We start from the raw sequence: 21,508 nt of genomic DNA, 5'->3' as shown, positions 1-21,508 counted from the left end.
GGATTGTGTGATGTTGCCAAGTAGTTTCTCTTAACTCTGAATTCTTAACACTGAAAATTTACGGTTAAAACTATTTTTAAGTTTATGAGTTAGTCAAGTTTCATCAGTCCGGTTTCTGCCAATAATTGCACACTTTTAAGGCGGGCATTAATGTCGTGGATTGGCATGGAAACAATGATTTCATCAACTTGGGTGGATTCAATAAATTGGCTGAGTTTATCGGTTACCGTTTGTTTTGAGCCAACTAGGGCATAACGCAATATATTGGCTAACATCGCTTGATCTGCGGCGCTGCAAATGGAGTTTATATCGTCAATAGGTCTTGCAAATGGGCGATTAACACCGCGGCGCAAATTCATAAATTGTTGCTGCACTGAAGTAAATAAATATTGCGCTTCTGCATCGCTATCAGCAACTACTGCCATCAAGCCGGCACTAATACGAGGCTTTTGAGATTGTTCCGATGCTTTAAAGCTTGAACGGTATAGGCTGATTGCGTCCATAAGTTGTTCTGGGGCGAAATGAGACGCAAACGAGTAGGGAAGTCCAAACTCTCCGGCGAGCTTGGCGCTATACAAACTTGATCCTAATAACCAAATTGGGACCTGTGTATCCGCTCCCGGTACCGCAACAATATTTTGTCCAGCTTTAGGGGGGCTTAAATAATGTTGTAACTCACGAATATCCTCAGGGTAGTTATCTACTTCAGTCGCCAAATGACGGCGTAAAGCTCGTGCTGTTGCTAAATCTGTGCCCGGCGCGCGACCTAAGCCAAGATCTACTCTATCGGGGTATAAGGTGGCTAAGGTGCCAAATTGTTCAGCAATGACTAGAGGAGAATGGTTGGGCAACATTATGCCACCAGAACCGACCCTAATTTTAGATGTCGCGGCAGCTATGTGCGAAATTACTATGGCGGTTGCTGAGCTCGCCACGCCAAACATGCCATGATGCTCTGCTAACCAAACTCGGTTGTAACTGGATTTTTCGGCTTGAATAGCCAGTAAACGTGAATTTTCAAGGGCGTTAGCAATACTTGAACCCTCAGCAATGGGAGCAAGATCAAGTATCGAAAAAGGTAGTGTCATAGATAGCCTGATTAAAGTTAAAAGATTGATAATTTATCATATCTAAGCTTTATGGATGCTACTTCAATGAATTTAAAGGGCGTCTATTTGGTTTTCTGGTTTGGCGGCAATAAAGCTTTCAAGTAGATTGCAACTTTGGTAGACATTGCTCAACTTCGGAAATGCCGACATATCAAATTCGAACCGCAGAGCGTTGTATACCTGTGGGATCAAATATACGTCTGCTAAAGAAATACCTTCACCAAAACAATAGGTTGTTGGCTTAAGTGATCTTTCTAAGGCTGAAAATCCGCAACGGATCCAGTGGTGATACCAAGTTAATTTTTGTTGGGCGTTAACTTCAAAGTCTTCAGTAAGGTAATTGAGTACACGTAAATTACACAAAGGGTGGATGTCACAGGCAATTATATCCACAAAACTTCGTATTTTGGCCGCCTGAAAAGGGTCAGGCGGTATTAATCTCGATTCAGAATAAAGGCTATCTAAGTAACTTAATATGGCACCAGACTGCGTAAGTATCTGACCGTCATTAATTTCTAAACAAGGCACTAACCCTTGCGGTTGTTTACCTAAATAGTCGGCACTTTGGTGCTCTTTTTTCAAAAGATTGACCGGTATAATTAGGTGGTCAATGTGTTTTAAATTAAGAGCAATTCGCACCCGATAGGCCGCCGATGATCGATAATAACTATATAATTTCATTGGTATCGCTTACGCTTTGGCTGGTAAAACAGTGGCGACCACTTCTCCAAAACCAATGCTTACAGCGCCTTGTTTGCTGCAAGAAGCGCGCATGATAATGGTATCCCCGTCCTCCAAAAAGGTTCGTTTTTCACCATTGGGTAAGGTAATAGGAGTTTTACCACCTTTACTTAGTTCGAGAAGTGAACCGGCTTCTTCAAATGTTGGTCCGGATTGAGTCCCTGAGCCTAATAAATCACCAGAACGCATTGAGCATCCATTACTGCCATGGTGGGTAATGAGTTGCGCAGGTGTCCAATAAGAATATTTAAAGTTGGATTGAGATAATTGTGTCATTGCTTGCTTGTTTTGGTGCATTGCTTGGGTTTGAATGAAACAACTTAAGTCAATATCTAGTCCACCAAATTCACTGTTATGCTCACTACTTAAATGTGGTAATGGTTGCGGGTCGGATTCTGGGCGCGTAAATTTAGCGCGAAAAGGCGCTAGTGCTTCCATAGTGACTATCCAGGGGGAAATTGTCGAGGCAAAACTTTTTGCTAGAAAGGGACCCAATGGCTGATACTCCCAAGCTTGAATATCTCGCGCCGACCAATCGTTAAAAATACATACGCCAAACAAGTGTTGCTCTGCGGTTTCAATAGCAATTTGTTGGCCCATTTCGGTGCTTTTACCCACAAAAAATCCCATTTCCAATTCGTAGTCTAAGCGTTTACATGGAGCAAAACTTGGCGCACTTGCATCTGCTGCTTTGGTTTGCCCTATGGGACGGTGAAACTTTTGACCAGAAATGCCAATGGTCGAAGAACGTCCATGGTAGCCAATAGGGATCCATTTATAATTAGGTAGTAATGGGTTGTCGGGGCGGAATAATTTGCCAACTGCAGTAGCGTGATACACAGATGTATAAAAATCCGTATAGTCACCAATCTGGCAAGGCATCCCAAACTCGATATCGGCTTGTGGTATGAGGGTGGATGCGAGCTCAGCTTGTAATGGGGAATCAACACGCAGCGCTTTAGATAAAGATAACCTCAATGCTGAATTGGCTTCCACTCCAAGATCCATAAGGGCATTTAAAGTCGGTTGCCTAGCTGCTTCTAATGCAGTTTTTGCTATTCCACTAAAGAGGTTAAGTTGCGCCAACGCCGCTAAATCAACTACTTGTGTGCCTATGGCCACACCACCTCTAAGTGCTTCATTTTGGTCTTTACGTCTAAATATTGCAAAAGGTAAATTCTGGATCGGAAAATCGCTATTTGTATTGGCACTAGTTACCCAACTGGTGAGGTTGACGTCATGTGTTTGATTAAGTTTTATCATTTTTACTCTCCTAAATATTTAGTTTATAGCGCCAAAAACTTATGCTTTTCCATTAAAGTGCTTTTTTAAAGTGCCCCAGCAACCAAGATAGTCCTGTTGTCTAGAGCTTGTGTTTAGTGCAAATTCAGTGGGAGCTATTACATAACGAGACTCGAACATAAAGGCTAATGTATTCGCGTATTTTTGCGGTGAAAGTTCAGCATTTGTGGCTTTTTCAAATACATTGGCTTCTGGCCCGTGTGGAGTCATACAGTTATGCAAACTCATTCCACCTGGTTCGAAACCTTCCTCTTTTGCATCATATACGCCGTGGACTAATCCCATAAATTCACTCATGACATTACGATGATACCAAGGTGGTCTGAAGGTGTTTTCTGCCACCATCCATCTTGGAGGAAAAATCACAAAGTCCATATTAGCAGTGCCTTTTGCGTCTGATGGAGATGTGAGCACAGTAAAAATAGAAGGGTCAGGATGATCAAAACTAACTGAATTGATGACATTAAAACGAGACAAATCATACTTATACGGGGCGCTATTGCCCACCCATGCCACAACATCCAGTGGGCTATGGTCAAGCTGCGCTTGGTAAAGTTCTCCGCAGAACTTGGTAATTAGATAGCTCTCTTGTTGTGTGTCTTCAAACCACGCCTGCGGATAGCAAAAATCGCGCTGATTGGCAAAACCATTTGCACCAACTGGACCCCTTTCGGGTAGGGTAAAAGGCGCGCCGTAGTTTTCGCAGATATACCCACTAATTGGTTGATTTAGCGGATCAACTTGAAATTTAATGCCACGGGGAATAACTAAAATTTCACCAGGTTTTACCTCAAGCAATCCTAACTCGGTGCGAGCGATTAACTCACCTTGCTGGGGGACCAATAACAGCTCACCATCAGCGTTGCAAAAAAAACGATTATCCATGCTCTTATTGGCTGAATATAGGTGAATGCCTATACCTATTTGAGTTTTAACGTCGCCATTGGCGGCCATAGTGGTAAGCCCATCAATAAAGTTGCTGGGCGTTTCTGAGATAGGTTGGGCGTTCCAGCGCATTACGTTCGGCGGACAAGGTATGCCTGTTAAAGGGGCCGTGCGCAGTAAACCTTTATTGATAGGTGAATAATCTCCCATACTGATCGATGGGCGAATTCTATACATCCAAGTGCGGCGGTTTTCATGTCTTGGCGCGGTAAAAGCGGTGCTGCTAAATTGTTCGGCATACAAGCCATAAGCACATCTTTGCGGATTAAATTGGCCAATAGGCAATGCGCCTGGTAAGGCTTCAGACTGATGTTCATTGTTAAAACCGTAGGAATAACAAAGATCGTTGGACTTAATCATAGACTTGCCCCTTTTAAGTGTTTTCAATATATTCTCATATGAAACTATATTATGGGTGTTATCAACCTTTATTCAGTTTAGCGGTACTGTATTTTATTCTTTACGCAAAATAGATAAGTGAGAAATATGCAAAATCTAGGTAGTGATGTAGTGGATCTCAAGCAGTTTATTCCATACAAAATGGTGCATTTAGCTGCAAAAATAAGCGTGGAGCTATCCAAAATATACAAGCAGGAATTTGATGTCAGTATTCCAGAATGGCGTGTACTCGCGCAGTTAGCGCTGCACAAAGAACTGTATTCCAAAGATATTGGAGAACTGACTGCAATGGATAAATCTAAAGTATCCCGAGCAGTGAAAGTGCTAGAGGACAAAAACTATTTGCGCAGAAAAATAGATGAACACGATAATCGTGCTGCTTACCTCGCTCTAACAAGCCAAGGACTAGCTATTTATCAAAAAATAGCGCCTAAAGCTTTGCAATGGGAAAAACAGCTTATTGACGCATTAGAAACAAGCGAGCATAAAAAGCTCATTAAAATCTTAGATCAATTAGAGCAACAGCTAGTTCAGATTAGTATCCGTTAGCATTGGATAGGTCAAGGGGGTCGGCTAACTGACTCGCGTAGAAATTCAAGTAAGCAATGAGTAGAGCGTTTTTATTAAAGGTATAATTTTGAGACCCTCAATTATTATTTTTACGTGAGCAGGACCAATTTAAACTCAGAATGATAGTCAAAATTACGCTTTTCTAGGTATTATTCTTCATACTTTGTTGCACTATCACTTCTATTTCACAGCATTTCACTGCTATATTCTGCTACTTAATTATTAGTTATCGGGAAATCGTTCAATGGCCCTCCGTGTTTGGAACAGTCTGTTTTTTAAGGTTTTATGCATTTTTTCATTATTAGCGAGCCCGGCGAGTTTTGCATTCAGCCAACAAGTTCTTGAACAAAGCCCAAATACGATAAAAATAGGACTTATCTCATTAGGCGTCGTCTTTGGTTTGATGATTGCTTTTATTGTCATTTTTAAGTTTCAACTCGGTAATGCTCGCAAACACCAGCTTTCACACAACAAGGAGTTATCCGAAAAACAATCGCTACTAAATGATTTTAAAGTAGGAATGTTACATGTTGACCAAACAGGCGAGATTATTTTCGCGAATCGTGTTGCGGCATTCTTTCTTGGAAGCAAGGAAGATAAGTTACTAGGCAGGCCTTTAGTTGAGGTCTTTTCCCAAGACGTGCAAGAGTCAATTAATGCAGCGTTAGCATCTAGCCAATATCTGTCTTTGCAAACCTACGTAGAAGCGAGTAAGCGCCAATTGCAATTGGGGTTTGCTAAACAGCCTAGTGGTCATGCTAGTATAGCGAGCGTGATTTCTCTTGAAGATGTGAGTAATTTTCATCATCAAATTGAACAGTATTCATCTAACCTAACTAGCCTTGATTTAGGACTGCAGCAAAGTGGTATTGCGAGGCTGACAGTCGATTTTGAGAGCAATACCTTTACAACCGATCAACTATTTGCAGACTTATTGTTAGCGGATGCACCTTTAAGTGGAGATCTTAAGCAGTTAAAAAAAATGCTAAGTACCAAAGCCACGCTGGCATGGGAGCAAGCCTTAGAAAACAGTAAGAAAACGCATCAGGTGGATATATGCTGCGAGGTATTACAAATTGATAAAAATCAGATTGAAACCCAAGGCAGTGAACCTAAAGATGGGCAACTTCAAAGCACGATTTCACTACGGTTTATTGGCTTAAGTAGGAAGAAAAATGACAAAGGTGAAACCACTCGCCTGGATTTTATTGTACAAAACCAGTCAGAGTTACAGCACTATCAAGGTTTACTTTTTGCGAGTCAACAGCAAGTTAATACGCTATTAATGACTAGCCCTCAAGCCGTTTACGTTTTGGATGAAGCCGGAAGGTTTACAGCATGTAATTCCGCTTTTGAGTCGTTGTTCAAACTCAAATTTTCAAAAATAGAAAACCAAAATATCCGAGAATTGGAGATACTTCCCCCAGAAATAAGTCGGCTGCATGTTGATAGTCAAGCTAATTTTAGTTCCGCAAATGTTGGGCATGATAAAGAATTTGAATGGCAATTAGCTGATGAACAAAAACACAGCCTCAAAATAAAGCTGAAGTTTTTTGCGGGTGAAAATAAAAAACGCGCCGGTATGGTAGGTGTGATTCAAGATATAACTGAACTTAAACAGGCCAAAAGACAACTTGAACAAGAGCGAAAGCATTTTATCACTATTTTGGATTTAGCTCCGGTTGCTGTTGCTACCATTGATGCTGAAGACCGTATTGTTAGAGCAAATATTGCGATGACTGATCGTTTAGGTTTAAGTGAAAGAGAACTTAAAAAAGACACTTTTTATCAATTATTTAACGACTCAAGCAATGCTGGTAGGGCAGCTAAACAAATTCATCAAAGTGGTAGGTTGCGTGGATTTGTGGCGCAATTAAAAGGTAAAAACGACGAATTGCATCCTAGTGAGTTACACGTCGACTTACTTAACAAAGAAACTCAAGAGTATTTGTGTTGGATTTCTGATCGCACTAAAGAGCAATTCCATCAAGATAAATTTGATAGCTTGCTGCAGCACAGCAGTATGCCGATGGCAATTTTGAGTGAACAAGGTTTTAGTAAGTTGAACCCGGCGGCTTGCGCATTTTTTAATGTTGAAGAAGAGCGAGAATTGTTTGGTCGTTCCCCTTTTTCTGCCGAGCTTAACTTAGATCATCAAGCATCTGAAGAACTAGAGCGACACATAACTAAGGTTAAGTTAGAAGGTCAGGCTAAATCTTTGCAATGGGAACACAGAGTAGGGAAGGAGTTGTTGCCATGCCAAGCAACCTATGTGCCTATGTACAAAGGGCAAGATTTTGATTCAATTCTTTGTATTTGGACTGACTTTAGAGATTTGCATCAAGCTGATGAAGCGCGTATCGAGGCCATAAATCGGCATCAAGCTGCTGAGAAAGAAGTCGCTGAAAAGCAGCAATTATTGAGAAGTAGTCAGGATCAGTTAGCGTCCAAGATGAAAAACCTAGCTGACACAGAGTCTAGACTACAAGCCGCGCAAGATGATTTGTCAGAAAAACAAAATGAATTCAGTAATTTACAACAGGCTCATCAGAGTGTTACCGATAATTTGCAAGAGTTACAGCAAGACTATAATCACAATCGTACCCAGTTAGTTGAGGCACAACAAGCTAACACTGCACTGGCAACTCAGTTAGAAGAGTCCACTGCTAAAGTGTCGGGGTTACAGGCACAACGCAATCAAATTTCAGATGCCTTACAAAACAGTGAGAAAAAGTACAAATCTGCACAACAAGAATTGCTCGAAAGTGAAAGAAATGCAGAAATATTAAAACAAGAACAATTGACCCAACAAAGTAAGATGGATGATTTTGTAGCAGAAATTAATGGACTTAAGGAATCGATTGAACAAAAAGACTTACAAATTAATGAAGTTGGTGGACAAATAACAACTTTGCAGTCGGAGTTGTCGAGTTCTGGGAACACCACTGAAAAGTTAAGGCAATTACTGGTTAATCAGCGTAAAGCCAGTGAACAAGCAGAACAACAGCGCAGAAACCTAGAACAGACTTATAAAATTGCCGAGTCGGAACTATCAAATAAGGTTCGCCACGTTGAACATTTGCAAAATGAAATGCAAAAATTCGAAGAAATGTCGAATCAACAAAAAGGCGACATGCAGCAGCAACAAAGTCAATTGATGATGGAATTGGAAGCTAAGCAACTACAATTACAGGAAACACAACAAGCATTAGATGAAACTAAAGAAGCAGCTGAAAAAGAGAAAGAGCTTAAGGAACAACAGCAAAATCAATTAGCAATATTGCAGCAAGAACTGTCTGATATGGAAAGTAACAGTTTGCTGCAACAGCAAAAAATGGCAGCAACAGAGCAAGAGTGGCAGGAACAACAACAACAAATTCAACAGGAGTTGGTGGCAAAACAACAACAACTCCAAGAAACTGAACAAACTTTGCAACAAGCTAAACAACAAAGCGAAGCCGAAAAAGCAGAGAAAGCACAACAACTTGCATTATTTGAAAAGCTTCAGTCAGAGCTTGCAGATGTCGAACAGCGAAATGCCCAGCAACAACAGCACATTGCGCAAAGAGACAACGAATATAAACTGCAACAAGAAAACATGCAGCAAGAACTTAAAGCCAAACAACGGCTATTACAAGAAACTGAGGACAATTTAAACCAAGCTAAAGAGCAAACCGAAACTGAGAAAAAACAACAGCAAGCCTTATTTGAAAAATTACAAAGTGAGCTGAGTGAAATGGAGGCGCGAAATGTCGAACAGCAACAGCTCATGGCAAAAAGTGATGAAGAATGGCAGTTGCAACAACAAAAAGTACAGCAAGAATTAACTTTTAAGCAGGAACAATTACAACAAACAGAGCAATTGTTGTCGCAAACTAAACAACAAACAGAAGCTGAAAAAGCAGAGAAACAACAGCAACTCGCTTTACTCGATAAATTGCAACAAGAACTCGCAGAAATGGAACAGCGAAGTACTCAACAGCAACAAAAAATTGCTCAGAGTGACCAAGATTGGCAAAAACAACAACAAGCACTACAAGAAGAAGTCGAGGCTAAACGTCAACAATTACAAAATACTCAAGGTAATTTGGATGAAATTAAACGTCAAGCCGACGATGAAAAACTTGCGCGCTTGGAGCAGCAACAGAAACTTGAACAGCTGACCGTAGAATTAACTGATGTGGAAAGTCGAGCGGTAAAACAAAAGGAAATGATTGAAGGTAGTGATGAGCAATGGCGTAAACATCACGCAGAAATTGAACAGCAGAAAGTTCAATTGCAACAAGCGTTAGTTGAAGCAGAAAAACAAAATACCCTTATGCAGCAGAAACTAGAAGGGAATCTTCAGCAACTTCAACAAGCTGAATCTCAAGTTTCAGAAACCCAGTCAGGGGAACAAAAACTGCAACAGGAACTTAATAATGCTCGCAACGAAGCAGAGCAGTTACAACAACGTATAAAATTACAAGAAGAACAAGAGCGTAAATTACAAGAACAGCTTGCACAGCAACAAAAGAGCTTATTAGGGAGTGAACAAAATATTCATACTCTTGAGGCCAAACAAGCGCAGTTAACTGAACAATTGCAAACCGTGCAGCAAGAATACTCAAACAGCAAAGAGAGTCTCAATGATCAGCATAGTGACCATGCAGAATTGGCGGCGCAACTTCAAAAACTGGAACAAGATTTACACAACAGTCAATCTCAATTGAGAGACAAAGAAAATGCTCTGCAGGAAGCTAAACAGGAGTTGCAATCTAATCAGGAAAAACTAGCGGAACAAGAAAGTGTCTTGCTGAGTGCCCACAAAGAAGAGCTAAAACAAGCGATAGATCAACAACCGGTGCAACAATCTCAAGCTACATCTGAAATCGCGAAAATAGTGATGCCAGATAATCCAGAAATTTGGTTCGACTTATTGCCTTACCTACAAAATCAAAATGTCACAAAACCTTTGCCGGTTGTATTAAATGAATTGATGGAAGAACTGAAAAATGGCATTCAAGAAACTAACCATGCAGTTGATGAAGATGATGTGACTTCTATTCTAAAAGGCGCACGTAAACTAGTTTTAGTGGCTAACAAAGTCAATTCTGAAGCGCTGACTGACGTGGTAACTCGGCTTGAGACAGATTGCCGAGAGGGTCTTGTCGACAATATCGCCATATCATGGCCTACTGTTGAACGTTCGCTAAATAATACGTTGAGGGTGATTTATTCGCATTTGAATAATTGATAATTGTAGAAAAATGATGAAATCCTAGAGATTTATCACTCATGAACGATTAGAATAAGGAATAACTCGTTAGGTGCTGAATAGTAAATCTCGTCTGATAGGTTTTTGCTTGAAGTGGTAATACTATTATTGCAAGCTGGTTTGGCAGGTAATTAATGTTTTTTATAAGTGATTATCTAGAAAATATTGAGGGCTTGAGTTTCGCTTAATAATTGTTTCTCTGGAAGATATTAATTTGAATTTTTATGTTGCGCGCCAACCTATTTTGGACACAGACAAAAAACTATTCGCTTATGAACTATTGCTTCGCAATAGTTTGGATAATTTTTTCCCAAAAAATGTCAGCGATGAAGAAGCCACAGCCAAAATTATAGATGGCTTAGAGTATAATTTGGGGTTAGAAAATTTAACCCAAGGTTCATTGGCCTTTATCAATTTTCCCCATGATTCTTTAATTAATGGTTATCCTTTGCTGTTGGACAAAGAAAAGATTGTGGTGGAAATACTAGAAACGGCTAAACCAACTAAAAAACTGTTGGCAGTATGTATCGATTTAAAGAAAAAGGGCTATACCATTGCGTTAGATGATTATGAGCATGGTTCTGCTTGGATCCATTTTTTCCCTTATGTGGATATTATTAAGCTCGATTATTCCCTAACGTCAGAGCAACAGTTTCAGGAAATCATACGAGCAGTAAGACCTTTTCCTGATATAAAGTTACTAGCCGAAAAAATTGAAAATTATAAAGAGTTTGAACATGCTGTAAGTATTGGTTGTTCGTATTTTCAAGGTTACTTTTTTAGCCGTCCAGAAGTGATTAAAACCGTGGCGTTTAACCCTTCACAGGTTGCAGTGGTTAATTTAATGTCAGAAATTAACAAGGACGATCTTGATGTTAAAAAGATCACTTCTATTTTTGAAGATGAAGTCAACCTAGCCTTTAAATTACTGCGTTATGTGCAATCTCCGATATTTAAACGAGATGCCAAAATAGAGTCGATAAAACAAGCAATTTTAGTTTTAGGATTTGAAGAATTAAGACGTTTTATTTGTCTATTGTTCACTGCGCAATTTTCGATTGGTAAACCTCAAGAGCTGAATGTTATGGCTTTAGCCAGAGGGCGCTTTTGTGAATTAATGGTCAATGCCGCCATGCCTACTCAGTCTAAGTCTTCTGCTTTTCTGATTGGATTGTTATCTTTAATCGACGCAATGGTAGATGGTGATATACAAGAGCTCATGGATAAATTACCGCTGCGCCAAGAAATGAAAGACGCAATCGTCAAACGACGAGGTGAAACTGCTAAATTTTTACAATTGTGTGAGTTATTTGAAAAGGCTGATTGGTCTTGTATTGAAGAGTTTTGTCAAAAACTTGAGATTGATGCGCAGCAGTCAGGTTTATTGTACCAAGAAGCTTTGAGTTGGGCAGATCTTAGAATGGCAGCAATGCACTAATTGTTGTGAGGGTTGATAATTCTACTCAGCCCTATCATTTTAACGATTAAGGTTAGCTTGAAACATATTCGATCTTATTCGTAGTCGATATCTAAAAGCCTTTTTACTCTAAGAGTAATTTAATCCAAATCCATAAGGGAATAGGGGCTTATAGTGTTTGTCTCCAACATTCACTTTTGGTTGTGATAATGTTGGCCAACTAAAGGATAACTTGCCAGTAAAGTTATAATCACCAAATAATACATCACTGATCCCATGACCTTCTGAGCCGGGCAACCAAGCTGCAATGAAGGCGTCAGAGGCATCGAGCTCTGGTTCAATTAATAGTGGCCTACCCGATACTAAAATCGCAATCACGGGTACGCCATTTCTGGTGATGTTTTTAATAGTTTGTAAGTCCTCGGGATAGAGTTTATTGAGCTCTAATGAATCTCCACTTGCCCGCAATACTTTTACTTGGCCATTAATTTGTGAGCCAGCTTCAGTAATTATTTTGTCATCTCCGCGAATATCACCCATTCCTTCAGCGTAAGGGGTTTCACCAATTACAACTACTGCAATGTCATGGAGCTTAGGTGTCGCGTCGAGGCCATCACCGTTTATGCTCAACTGTGAAGCAGGGGCCGTTTTTTTGATGCCTTGCCAAATTGAGGTACCCCCGACAATCTCTTCATTGCCAGATACACCTTGCCAATTAACTGTAAAGCCGCCGCATTGATGGCCTAAATTATGCGCGTTTTTCCCCGCGACCAAAATACGAGCATTTTTATTCAAGGGTAAGATGTTATTGTGGTTAGCTAACAGAACTAAGGATTTTCTAACTGCTTTACGCGCGACTTGGCGGTGTTCGTCGCAACCAAATGAGCAATGGTTTGACCATTTACGTAGCGTCGGCCGCGGTTTTTCAAACAAACCAAAAGCATACTTTACTGACAAAATACGCCTTACTGCGTCATCGATTCTGCTGATAGATACTGTACCTAATTCAATGTGGCTGCGTAAATTCTCAATGAACACTTGCCAATTTCTGGGCACCATAAACATATCAATTCCAGCATTGACACCTTGAGCTACAGCCAAATAAAAGTCGTCCTCTAAATAATCAATACCTTGCATATCTGAGATTACAATGCCGTCAAATCCCAGTTTTTGTTTTAAGATATCCACCAGTAGAAACTTATGGGCATGGCATTTATCACCATTCCAGCTACTAAATGACACCATAACACTTAGCACACCGGCTTTAATTGCGGCTTTATAGGGCTGAATATGGATGGCTTGTAATTCTTCCCAGCTTAGGATTGTATCGCCCTGGTCAACACCATATTGTGTGCCTCCATCGCCTACCCAGTGTTTTGCACAGGCCAAAATATTATCTTGATTGAGTTTACCTTGGAGGGTTTCAATCATTTTTTTTGCATATAGGGTGACTAGTTTAGGATCTTCAGCATAACTTTCGTAACTGCGCCCCCAGTGATAATCCCTAGCAACAGCCAGATTAGGAGCAAATGCCCAATCTACTCCAGTTGCCAATACTTCTTTACTGGTTACTTCGGCAATTTGCTTTATTAACTTGGGATCGTTTGCGGCGCCTAAGCCAATATTGTGCGGAAATATGGTAGCGCCTTTTACGTTATTATTACCGTGAATCGCATCTAGGCCGTAAATAATCGGAATGCCGATATGCTGCGAGTCTTGGTTACTTGATGCTTCCCAATAGGCGTCGTTCATTTCTACCCAGCCTTTGGGGCTGTTATCATCAGGGCATGAACCTGCGCTACTTAATATCGAACCTAAATGGTATTTTTGGGCTTGTTCTGGAGAACAGGTCATACGATCTGCTTGTGTCATTTGTCCAATTTTTTGTTCGAGTGTCATTTGCTTCAACAATTCGTCAATTTTTAGTTGTATCGATTTGTTTTGTAATACTTTGTTCATTAATGATCTCAAACTTATCATTGAGTTTCGTTAGGGGGAAAAAGCAAATAATGGGGCAGAGTTACACAAAACTCAGCGTTACCCTAACTCACCATATTTGAATAGGTCATTTACACAATGTAAACGCGATAAACTGGACTATTCCTAGGGTAAAATGGAACTTAGCTATCATTCACTTTCTGATTTTCAATAGTATCCCAGTTAAGGCTAAATGGTTTTTTTGGGGTATTGGTACTTCAGTAATAAGCTAAATTTTTGAAGCATTTTTCTTAAGGCTTTTTGTCGTGTTCACAGTCCTTCTCACCTTTTTTGATTTGAGTTAAATATTGAATGAATTACTCTGAGTCGTTTATCTAGAACAATTCATAGTAATGAGGTTTGAGCCTTGGTTGTGAAAGTTGTTGTAGTCATAAACAGTTAACGGATTTAGTAAAAGCAATGAACTAATCTTAGTTTTTATTATTCAGAGATTTAGAAGAGAGTAGATAAATGAGCGGTTTAGATCCTAAGTCAAACTCGGTAAGTGGTGAGTTTATTGATTTGGAAGAAGAGCGTTACTACGCTATTCACAATGTTGGAAAAATGCCACCGTTCTTTATCAGTTTGGTGTCTGACAGCGATCATTGGTTGTTTATTGCTTCTAATGGTGGATTAACTGCTGGTAGAACATCGCCAGAAATTTCATTGTTTCCCTATGTACCCGTTGACCGAATTTATGAAAGTAACCGGCACACAGGCAGTAAAACGCTATTTAAAGTGAGAAAGGGAAACAAAAACTTTAAATGGGAGCCTTACAACAATGACGCTAATCGTTCATATCAAATTAGCCAAAATCTGTATAAAAATACCCTAGGCGATAAAATTTGCTTTGAAGAAATTAATCATGATTTACAGTTGGTTTTCAGTTACAGCTGGAAAACCAGTGACAAATACGGATTTTGTCGCCAATGTAAAATAAGAAATTTGTCTGATGATACTATCTCTATCAAGATGATTGATGGATTACAAAACATATTACCGGCTGGTACACCTCGTTTAACCCAAAGTAATGCAAGTAACCTAGTTGATGCCTACAAATGGAATGAATTAGAGGAATCAACCGGCCTCGGAATGTTTACTTTGTATTCGGGGATCACTGACCGAGCGCAGCCTAGTGAATCGTTAAAAGCCAATACTGTATTTAGTTTAGGTTTTGATAAACCTCAGATTCTTTTAAGTAACACACAAATTGATAAATTTTGGGGTGATAAAACTCTGCAAGATGAAACCCATAAACGCGGGATCCGCGGGGCATATCTGCTAAATGTTGAATTTGAGTTGGCGGCAAATCAGTCGAAGTCTTGGCAAATTGTCGCGAATGTTGAACAAAGTCAGTCACAGGTTTGTGAAATGAGCCAAGGGCTTGAAAATCCTCAAAACATTGCCAATGATATTGAACACTCAATCAAGCGAGGCTCGGACGAATTAGCGCGCATCATGGCCGGTACTGATGGTTTTCAAGTGACCAATGAAGAAAGTGTGACTGTGCATCATTATGCTAATGCTTTGTTTAATACGTTAAGAGGTGGGGTATTTGATGACCACTTCAATATTAGCAAAGTTGATTTTATTGGCACCTTAAAAACCTTTAATTTACCTTTGTATAAAAAACACCAAGAGGTGTTTGTTAAGTTCCCAGAAAAATTAGCGTTTAACCAGTTTACGCGCCTTACCCAAGCCATAAACGATCGCCAAATTGACCGTTTAGTTGCGGAATATTTACCTGTTACTTTTGGCCGTCGCCATGGTGATCCTAGTCGTCCTTGGAATCAATTTGAAATAAAACTCAAAGATAGCAAGGGCAATAGATTGTTGTCTTATCAGGGGAATTGGCGCGACATTTTCCAAAACTGGGAAGCTTTATGTTTTAGTTATCCTGAATTTATTGAATCGGTGATAGCTAAGTTTGTGAATGCTTCCACTATTGATGGCTACAATCCCTATCGTATTACCAAAGGAGGTATTGACTGGGAGGTTGAAGAGCCAGAAGACCCATGGAGTTTTATTGGTTACTGGGGCGATCACCAAATTATTTATTTGTTAAAAATGCTGGAGTTATCCGAGAAATTTCATCCTCAGAAGTTAACTAACTTATTACACCAAAGCATTTTCTGTTATGCCAATGTGCCTTATCGAATTAAGTCATTTGAAGCCATGTTAGAAAATGCCAAAAGTACCGTGGATTATGATGAGCAATCAGCCATGAAGATTGCACAAAAAGTACAAAGTGTAGGGGCCGATGGTAAGTTGATTTGGGATAGTAACGGTGCGGTCTATCAAGTTAATTTGTTAGAAAAACTCTTAGTACCTTTGTTAGCTAAACTAGCTAACTTAGTGGTGGAGGGTGGGATTTGGCTAAACACGCAAAGGCCTGAATGGAATGATGCCAATAATGCATTGGTAGGCCATGGAGTGTCAGTTGTGACCCTCAATTATTTACGTCGTTATGTGCATTTTTTACAAAATTTATTAGCTAAGCAAGAAAAGGATGTAGAGCTTTCAGCACAAGTGGCAATATGGTTGCAAGATACCGCACAAGTGCTGACTGAGTTAACACCTAAATTACACCATGCAGTGATGACAGATGAACTACGATTTGAGGTTTTGCAGGCTTTAGGACAAGCAGCATGTAAATATCGCACTAGTGTTTATCAAAAGGAATCTTTTAGCCATAAAGTAACTACTAAACTGCAGTTTATCCAAGGTTTGTTAAATAAAGCGTTAATCGTTATAGATCACAGCATAGATAAAAACATCAAAGATGATGGTTTGTTTCATTCTTATAATTTGTTGTCTCTGGGAGATAACAAAGCGCAAATTAAACATCTTTACCCCATGTTAGAAGGGCAGGTAGCCGCTCTCAGTTCAAGTGCAATTAGCCCAGCTAAAGCTGCAGATGTGTTGGATGCGCTTTATAGCAGTGACATTTTTCGAGCTGATCTGAATACTTTTATGTTATATCCAGATAAAAACCAAATAGGCTTTTTAGCTAAAAATATTGTGCCTACAGAGCAGGTTCAGAAAATACCAGCGTTAATGGAAATGCTCAAGGGTAAAGACCCTAGTATTATGACCCAAGATGTAAGAGGTCATTATCGCTTCAATGCCAGCCTTAAGAATAGCAGTGATTTATTGGTACAACTGAATGAACTTGTGCCGCAATACAGTGAACTGACGGCAATTACCATGGCTCAAATTGAGAGCCTCTATGAGCAGGTATTTAATCATCAAGCATTTACAGGACGCTCGGGAGGTATGTTTGGTTTTGAAGGACTTGGCTGTGTGTATTGGCATATGGTGTCTAAATTACTGCTGGCTGTTCAAGAACACTTTATTCAAGCACTAGATAATGACTCTGAACCGCAGTTAGTTAAACGTTTAGGTGATCTGTATTATCGAGTAAGGCAAGGCATAGGTTTTAATAAAACGCCACAAGAATACGGGGCGTTTCCATGTGATCCTTATTCTCACACCCCTAAACATGCAGGAGCGCAACAGCCTGGAATGACGGGCCAAGTTAAAGAGGAACTCCTGACGCGTTTTGGTGAATTAGGTATTAGCGTTACTCGTGGAGCAGTACGTTTTTCACCAAGACTATTGCGTAGGCAAGAATTTACCCAATTATCAAGGATCTTCAGATATTTGGACCTATCTGAGCATTGGCAAGAGATAACCTTGCCCAGCCACAGCATCGCATTTACTTGGTGCCAAGTGCCTATTGTGTATCAGTTAACTGAAGGTGATTCGACTCTTACCATCACACTTGATAGCGGAAAACAGCTTAGCAGTAACGTTATTGGCCTAGAACCAAGTATTGCTAATGAATTGTTTACCCGTAGCGGAAAAGTTAAATCTGTACATGTGTTGCTTAATACTAACCACCTTTTTGAATAATAGTAGACGTTAAACTTACTAAACATGGAAAGAGGTAAAATTATGTTTATATAAATAAGCCCGATGTTTTTAATAGTCGCATTAACCAAAATATCTTAATATACGTTTTTTTTAGAATAAACAAGATAACCTAGATATTGGTAATATGACTATGGATAAAAGAGTTTTAACGGATAAAAGTGAGTTAAGAAAGCTAGTTACAAGTGTGGGCGCTGTGTTTTTAGCAAGTGTTCTATTCACTGCTTGTGGTGGCTCAAGTAAAAAAAATGAAGACGTCACTCCTCCTGTCGTTTTAACGCCTGAAAGGGATGGGCATTCTGTCGCCCGTATGTGGAATGAAGTGCTTTTAACTGCAATACGAAATGACTATGCTCGCCCTACTGTGCATGCTAGAAATTTGTTCCATATCTCTTCTGCAATGTTTGATGCTTGGTCAGTTTATAATCCGCAAGCCCATGGTTTTTTATTTGGTAATGAAGTCGCTGGATTTTCTTGTGCTGCCGATACCATCAATGTGCCAGAAGATGTTTTACCGCAACAAGAACTTGCCATTAGCCATGCTGCCTATCGAATTATTCAACATCGTTTTAAGTTTTCTCCAGGCACATTTGAAATTATGGAAGCCGCGGATTCATTAATGCAAAATTTGGGCTTCAATATTGATGATGAGTCATTGGATTATTCCCAAGGTTCGGCGGCGGCTTTAGGTAATTATATTGCTGACTGTTATATTCAATTTGGTTTGCAAGATGGTTCAAATGAACAAAATGACTACGCTAACACTAGTTATCAAACTGTAAATCCACCTTTAGCATTGAGTGGTGGAGATCCCGGTAACCCGAACATTGTTGATTGGAATCGTTGGCAACCTTTAGCAATAAATGGTTTTGTTGATCAAGCCGGTAACCCTATCGATGATGCACCTAGCTTTTTAGGTCCTGAATGGGGAAGCGTAGTACCTTTTTCATTATCAGACAATGATAAAACCGAGTTTACTCGTGATGGTTTTGATTACCAAGTATATCATGATCCGGGTATGCCCCCTTTGATTGAAGGTGAGTTGAGTGACGAATATAAATGGGGATTTTCTCTCGTAGCGATTTGGTCATCTCATTTAGATCAAAATGATGGTGTACTGTGGGATATATCACCAAAGAATATTGGTAATATCAGCTCCTTTCCCAATTCCTTTACTGAGTTTAACGAGTTTTATAAACAAATTGAGGGAGGAGACCCGAGTACTGGTTACGCTCTTAATCCCGTAACTGATCAGCCTTACGAAGAGCAATTAGTGCCCCGCGGTGATTATACTCGTGTATTGGCGGAATTTTGGGCTGATGGTCCAGAGTCAGAAACCCCACCAGGGCACTGGTTTGTAATTTTAAATACGGTAAGTGACCATGAGTTATTAGAAAAACGTTGGGCTGGAAAAGGCGATATTTTAGGAGCCCTTGAATGGGATATTAAATCCTATTTTGCTATGGGTGGTACTATGCATGACTCTGCAGTCGCTGCATGGGGAATAAAAGGGCGTTATGACTATATTCGCCCCGTATCCGCGATTCGTGCGATGGCAGGAGGACAGAGCAGCGATCCTGCATTAAGTTCGTATCATGTAAACGGTCTACCTTTAATTGAAAACTATATTGAATTGGTCACTGAATCAGATCCATTAGCTGCTGATAATCCAGAAAATGTTGGTAAAATAAAAATGTATGCGTGGAAAGGACCTGAGCATATTAGCAACCCTGTGTTTGCTCAGGCAGGAGTTGACTGGATATTGGCAGAAAAATGGTGGCCTTACCAAAGACCTACTTTTGTTACCCCTCCTTTCGCTGGTTATGTTTCAGGGCATTCAACTTATTCAAGGGCGGCTGCAGAATTGATGACCGCTATGACAGGCTCAGCTTATTTCCCTGGGGGAATGAGTGAATTTGAAGTGAAAGCAAATGAATTTTTAGTGTTTGAAGAAGGACCTAGTGTGGATATGACCTTGCAATGGGCGACTTATCAGGACGCTTCTGACCAGTGCAGCTTGTCGCGTATTTGGGGGGGGATCCACCCACCTGCTGATGATATTCCTGGCCGAAAAATTGGTGCAAAAATTGGCACCGATAGTTTTGAATTTGTGCAATCGTTTTTTACGGAATAAGATGAATTAAATTGGCTTACTAGAAACTAGTAAGCCAACTGCAACCGCAGTTTATTTTACTAATATAGCTTCTAACTCTTCCAAAGATTTTCCTTTAGTTTCAGGTAAAAACTTAAGAATTATCATCAGTCCAATAAAAGCAAATCCACCATAAATCGCAAAGGTATAGGTGGCGCCTAAATTGGCTAATTCCCATGGGAATACCAACTGTACTAAAAAGCTAACGCCCGAGTTAATTAATCCTACAAATGAAATGGCAATACCGCGAATTCGGTTAGGAAACAATTCCGAAAACAGCACCCACATCACTGGACCAAGGGACACAGCAAAACAGGCTACAAACCCCAATATACTCAACAATATAACCGTGCCATTCATTTGGATTGCCGCAGACATTAAGGTGGATTCAAATTGCACTGCTTGTGCTGTTCCCAATATATCTGTAATGGCTGATTTAAAAGCTAAATCACTGCTAAAGGTGGTGCCAATTATGGGGTGTAATGCTTGAATGTCGATTTCTGTTGATAAGGTAGTGATCGCTTGTGCGGTTAATGTGTAACTGGCGGCATTGAACTGATACGCCAAGCTAAACATACAGAGGATTATCCCTGACACTCCCATGACCAATAGCGACTTTCTGCCAATTTTGTCAATTAATGCGATGGCAATTAGGGTAAATACCACGTTGGTAATACCTACCAATATCGCCTGCATAAAAGAAGCATCGGTACCTAAACCTGTTTGCTCAAAAATCATGGGGGCGTAAAAGAATACTGCATTAATACCGGTAATTTGCTGCAATATTGCAATGGAAATACCGACTATCATGACTAAGCGCATAGAGGGCTTAAGTAAGTCCAAAAATGCGCCTTTAGTTTTATTTTGTTGAAGATTAATATTGTTGTTTATTTGCTGAATTTCTTGTTCAGCATTTTGCTCGCCTAGTGCTCGTTTTAAAATAATACTAGCTTCTTGAACTCGACCTTTCATCATCAGCCATCGCGGACTTTCTGGCACTATTGATAGGCACACAAAGTATAACAGGGCAGGGATGGCTTCAATTCCTAACATCCAGCGCCAATTCCACTGTTCAATACCTAAAGATTGCACCCATTGCGTATCAGAATCGCCAGCCTGTAAAATTAAATAGTTGGTAAAAAACGCCACAGAAATACCGAGTACAATGTTTAATTGGTTAAGGGAAACCATACGTCCACGATATTTGGCTGGGCCAATTTCTGCGATGTACATAGGTGCAATAATCAAAGCAGCGCCTACGCCTAAACCTCCTATCATTCTAGCCAAAACCAGCATTAAAAAATTAGGGGCAAATGCGGATGCAATGGCTGATACAAAAAATAATGCCGCAGCCATTTTTAATACTACTTTTCTTCCAAACTTGTCACTTAGCGGGCCGGCAGTAATCATTGCAAAGGTTGCTGTAAGTGACAGTGAAGCTACGGCCCAACCCAGTTGAATTTTTGTAAGGTTAAATTCGGGCTCAATAAATTTGACTACACCTGAAATAACAGATGCATCAAACCCCATTAGAAAACCGCCTAACGCAACTATGATGGAGACGTAAAATACGTAAATAACAGATTGAGGCTGATTGTTTTTCATTTTAATGCCTTGTGTAAAACGCGAGTAAAAACTGGGCTAGCAAAGCTAGACTATTCGATTTGAAAAGGCTAAGTAATTCGGTAAAAGGGTCTTTAGCCGCG

At 40.0% G+C, this 21,508-nt stretch carries 11 protein-coding genes; 5 read left to right on the top strand and 6 right to left on the bottom strand.

Annotation, left to right across the window (positions count from 1 at the left end):
* Nucleotides 1–89: 89 nt before the first annotated feature.
* The 4 genes from KO534_RS00975 to hmgA all read right to left on the bottom strand — a co-directional run bounded on the left by KO534_RS00975 (nucleotide 90) and on the right by hmgA (nucleotide 4,457).
* Nucleotides 90–1,088, bottom strand: coding sequence for an LLM class flavin-dependent oxidoreductase (locus tag KO534_RS00975; protein WP_215926253.1), 999 nt, complete (start codon nucleotides 1,086–1,088; stop codon nucleotides 90–92).
* A 72-nt stretch (nucleotides 1,089–1,160) separates the two neighbouring features.
* Complete coding sequence (gene maiA, locus KO534_RS00970) at nucleotides 1,161–1,790, bottom strand: maleylacetoacetate isomerase (RefSeq protein WP_215926251.1); 630 nt, start codon at nucleotides 1,788–1,790, stop codon at nucleotides 1,161–1,163.
* 9 nt (nucleotides 1,791–1,799) lie between these two features.
* Nucleotides 1,800–3,113, bottom strand: coding sequence for a fumarylacetoacetase (fahA, locus tag KO534_RS00965; RefSeq protein ID WP_215926249.1), 1,314 nt, complete (start codon nucleotides 3,111–3,113; stop codon nucleotides 1,800–1,802).
* 39 nt (nucleotides 3,114–3,152) lie between these two features.
* Complete coding sequence (hmgA, locus tag KO534_RS00960; RefSeq protein ID WP_215926247.1) at nucleotides 3,153–4,457, bottom strand: homogentisate 1,2-dioxygenase; 1,305 nt, start codon at nucleotides 4,455–4,457, stop codon at nucleotides 3,153–3,155.
* 126 nt (nucleotides 4,458–4,583) lie between these two features.
* Between hmgA and KO534_RS00955 the strand changes: the two genes are divergently transcribed.
* From KO534_RS00955 to KO534_RS00945, 3 genes are all read left to right on the top strand, one after another.
* A complete protein-coding gene (locus KO534_RS00955; protein ID WP_215926245.1) occupies nucleotides 4,584–5,045 on the top strand; it encodes a MarR family winged helix-turn-helix transcriptional regulator in 462 nt (153 codons plus the stop codon).
* A 265-nt stretch (nucleotides 5,046–5,310) separates the two neighbouring features.
* Nucleotides 5,311–10,302 carry a PAS domain S-box protein gene (locus KO534_RS00950; RefSeq protein ID WP_215926243.1) on the top strand — a complete coding sequence of 1,664 codons (4,992 nt, stop codon included), beginning with the start codon at nucleotides 5,311–5,313 and terminating at the stop codon, nucleotides 10,300–10,302.
* A 235-nt stretch (nucleotides 10,303–10,537) separates the two neighbouring features.
* Nucleotides 10,538–11,761: an EAL and HDOD domain-containing protein gene (locus KO534_RS00945; RefSeq protein WP_215926241.1), complete on the top strand. Its 1,224-nt coding sequence runs from the start codon at nucleotides 10,538–10,540 to the stop codon at nucleotides 11,759–11,761.
* A 108-nt stretch (nucleotides 11,762–11,869) separates the two neighbouring features.
* Here KO534_RS00945 and KO534_RS00940 read toward each other — a convergent pair whose 3' ends face one another.
* Nucleotides 11,870–13,699 carry a glycoside hydrolase family 3 protein gene (locus KO534_RS00940; protein ID WP_215926239.1) on the bottom strand — a complete coding sequence of 610 codons (1,830 nt, stop codon included), beginning with the start codon at nucleotides 13,697–13,699 and terminating at the stop codon, nucleotides 11,870–11,872.
* A gap of 489 nt (nucleotides 13,700–14,188) precedes the next feature.
* On the opposite strand from KO534_RS00940, the gene KO534_RS00935 reads away from it, so the two are divergent.
* The gene (locus KO534_RS00935) at nucleotides 14,189–17,632 is read left to right on the top strand and encodes a hypothetical protein (RefSeq protein ID WP_215926237.1); all 3,444 of its coding nucleotides are present in this window, start codon (nucleotides 14,189–14,191) and stop codon (nucleotides 17,630–17,632) included.
* A 151-nt stretch (nucleotides 17,633–17,783) separates the two neighbouring features.
* Nucleotides 17,784–19,784: a vanadium-dependent haloperoxidase gene (locus KO534_RS00930; RefSeq protein WP_252731871.1), complete on the top strand. Its 2,001-nt coding sequence runs from the start codon at nucleotides 17,784–17,786 to the stop codon at nucleotides 19,782–19,784.
* A 51-nt stretch (nucleotides 19,785–19,835) separates the two neighbouring features.
* Here the strand turns inward: KO534_RS00930 and KO534_RS00925 are convergent, their stop codons facing one another.
* Nucleotides 19,836–21,407 carry a sugar porter family MFS transporter gene (locus KO534_RS00925; protein WP_215926235.1) on the bottom strand — a complete coding sequence of 524 codons (1,572 nt, stop codon included), beginning with the start codon at nucleotides 21,405–21,407 and terminating at the stop codon, nucleotides 19,836–19,838.
* Between the last annotated feature and the right edge of the window lie 101 nt (nucleotides 21,408–21,508).

It is taken from the genome of Paraglaciecola arctica, from assembly GCF_018861065.1.
GTDB lineage: Bacteria > Pseudomonadota > Gammaproteobacteria > Enterobacterales > Alteromonadaceae > Paraglaciecola > Paraglaciecola arctica_B.
Note: the sequence above shows the minus strand (reverse complement) of the source record. Positions and strands in the feature narration are given on the sequence as shown.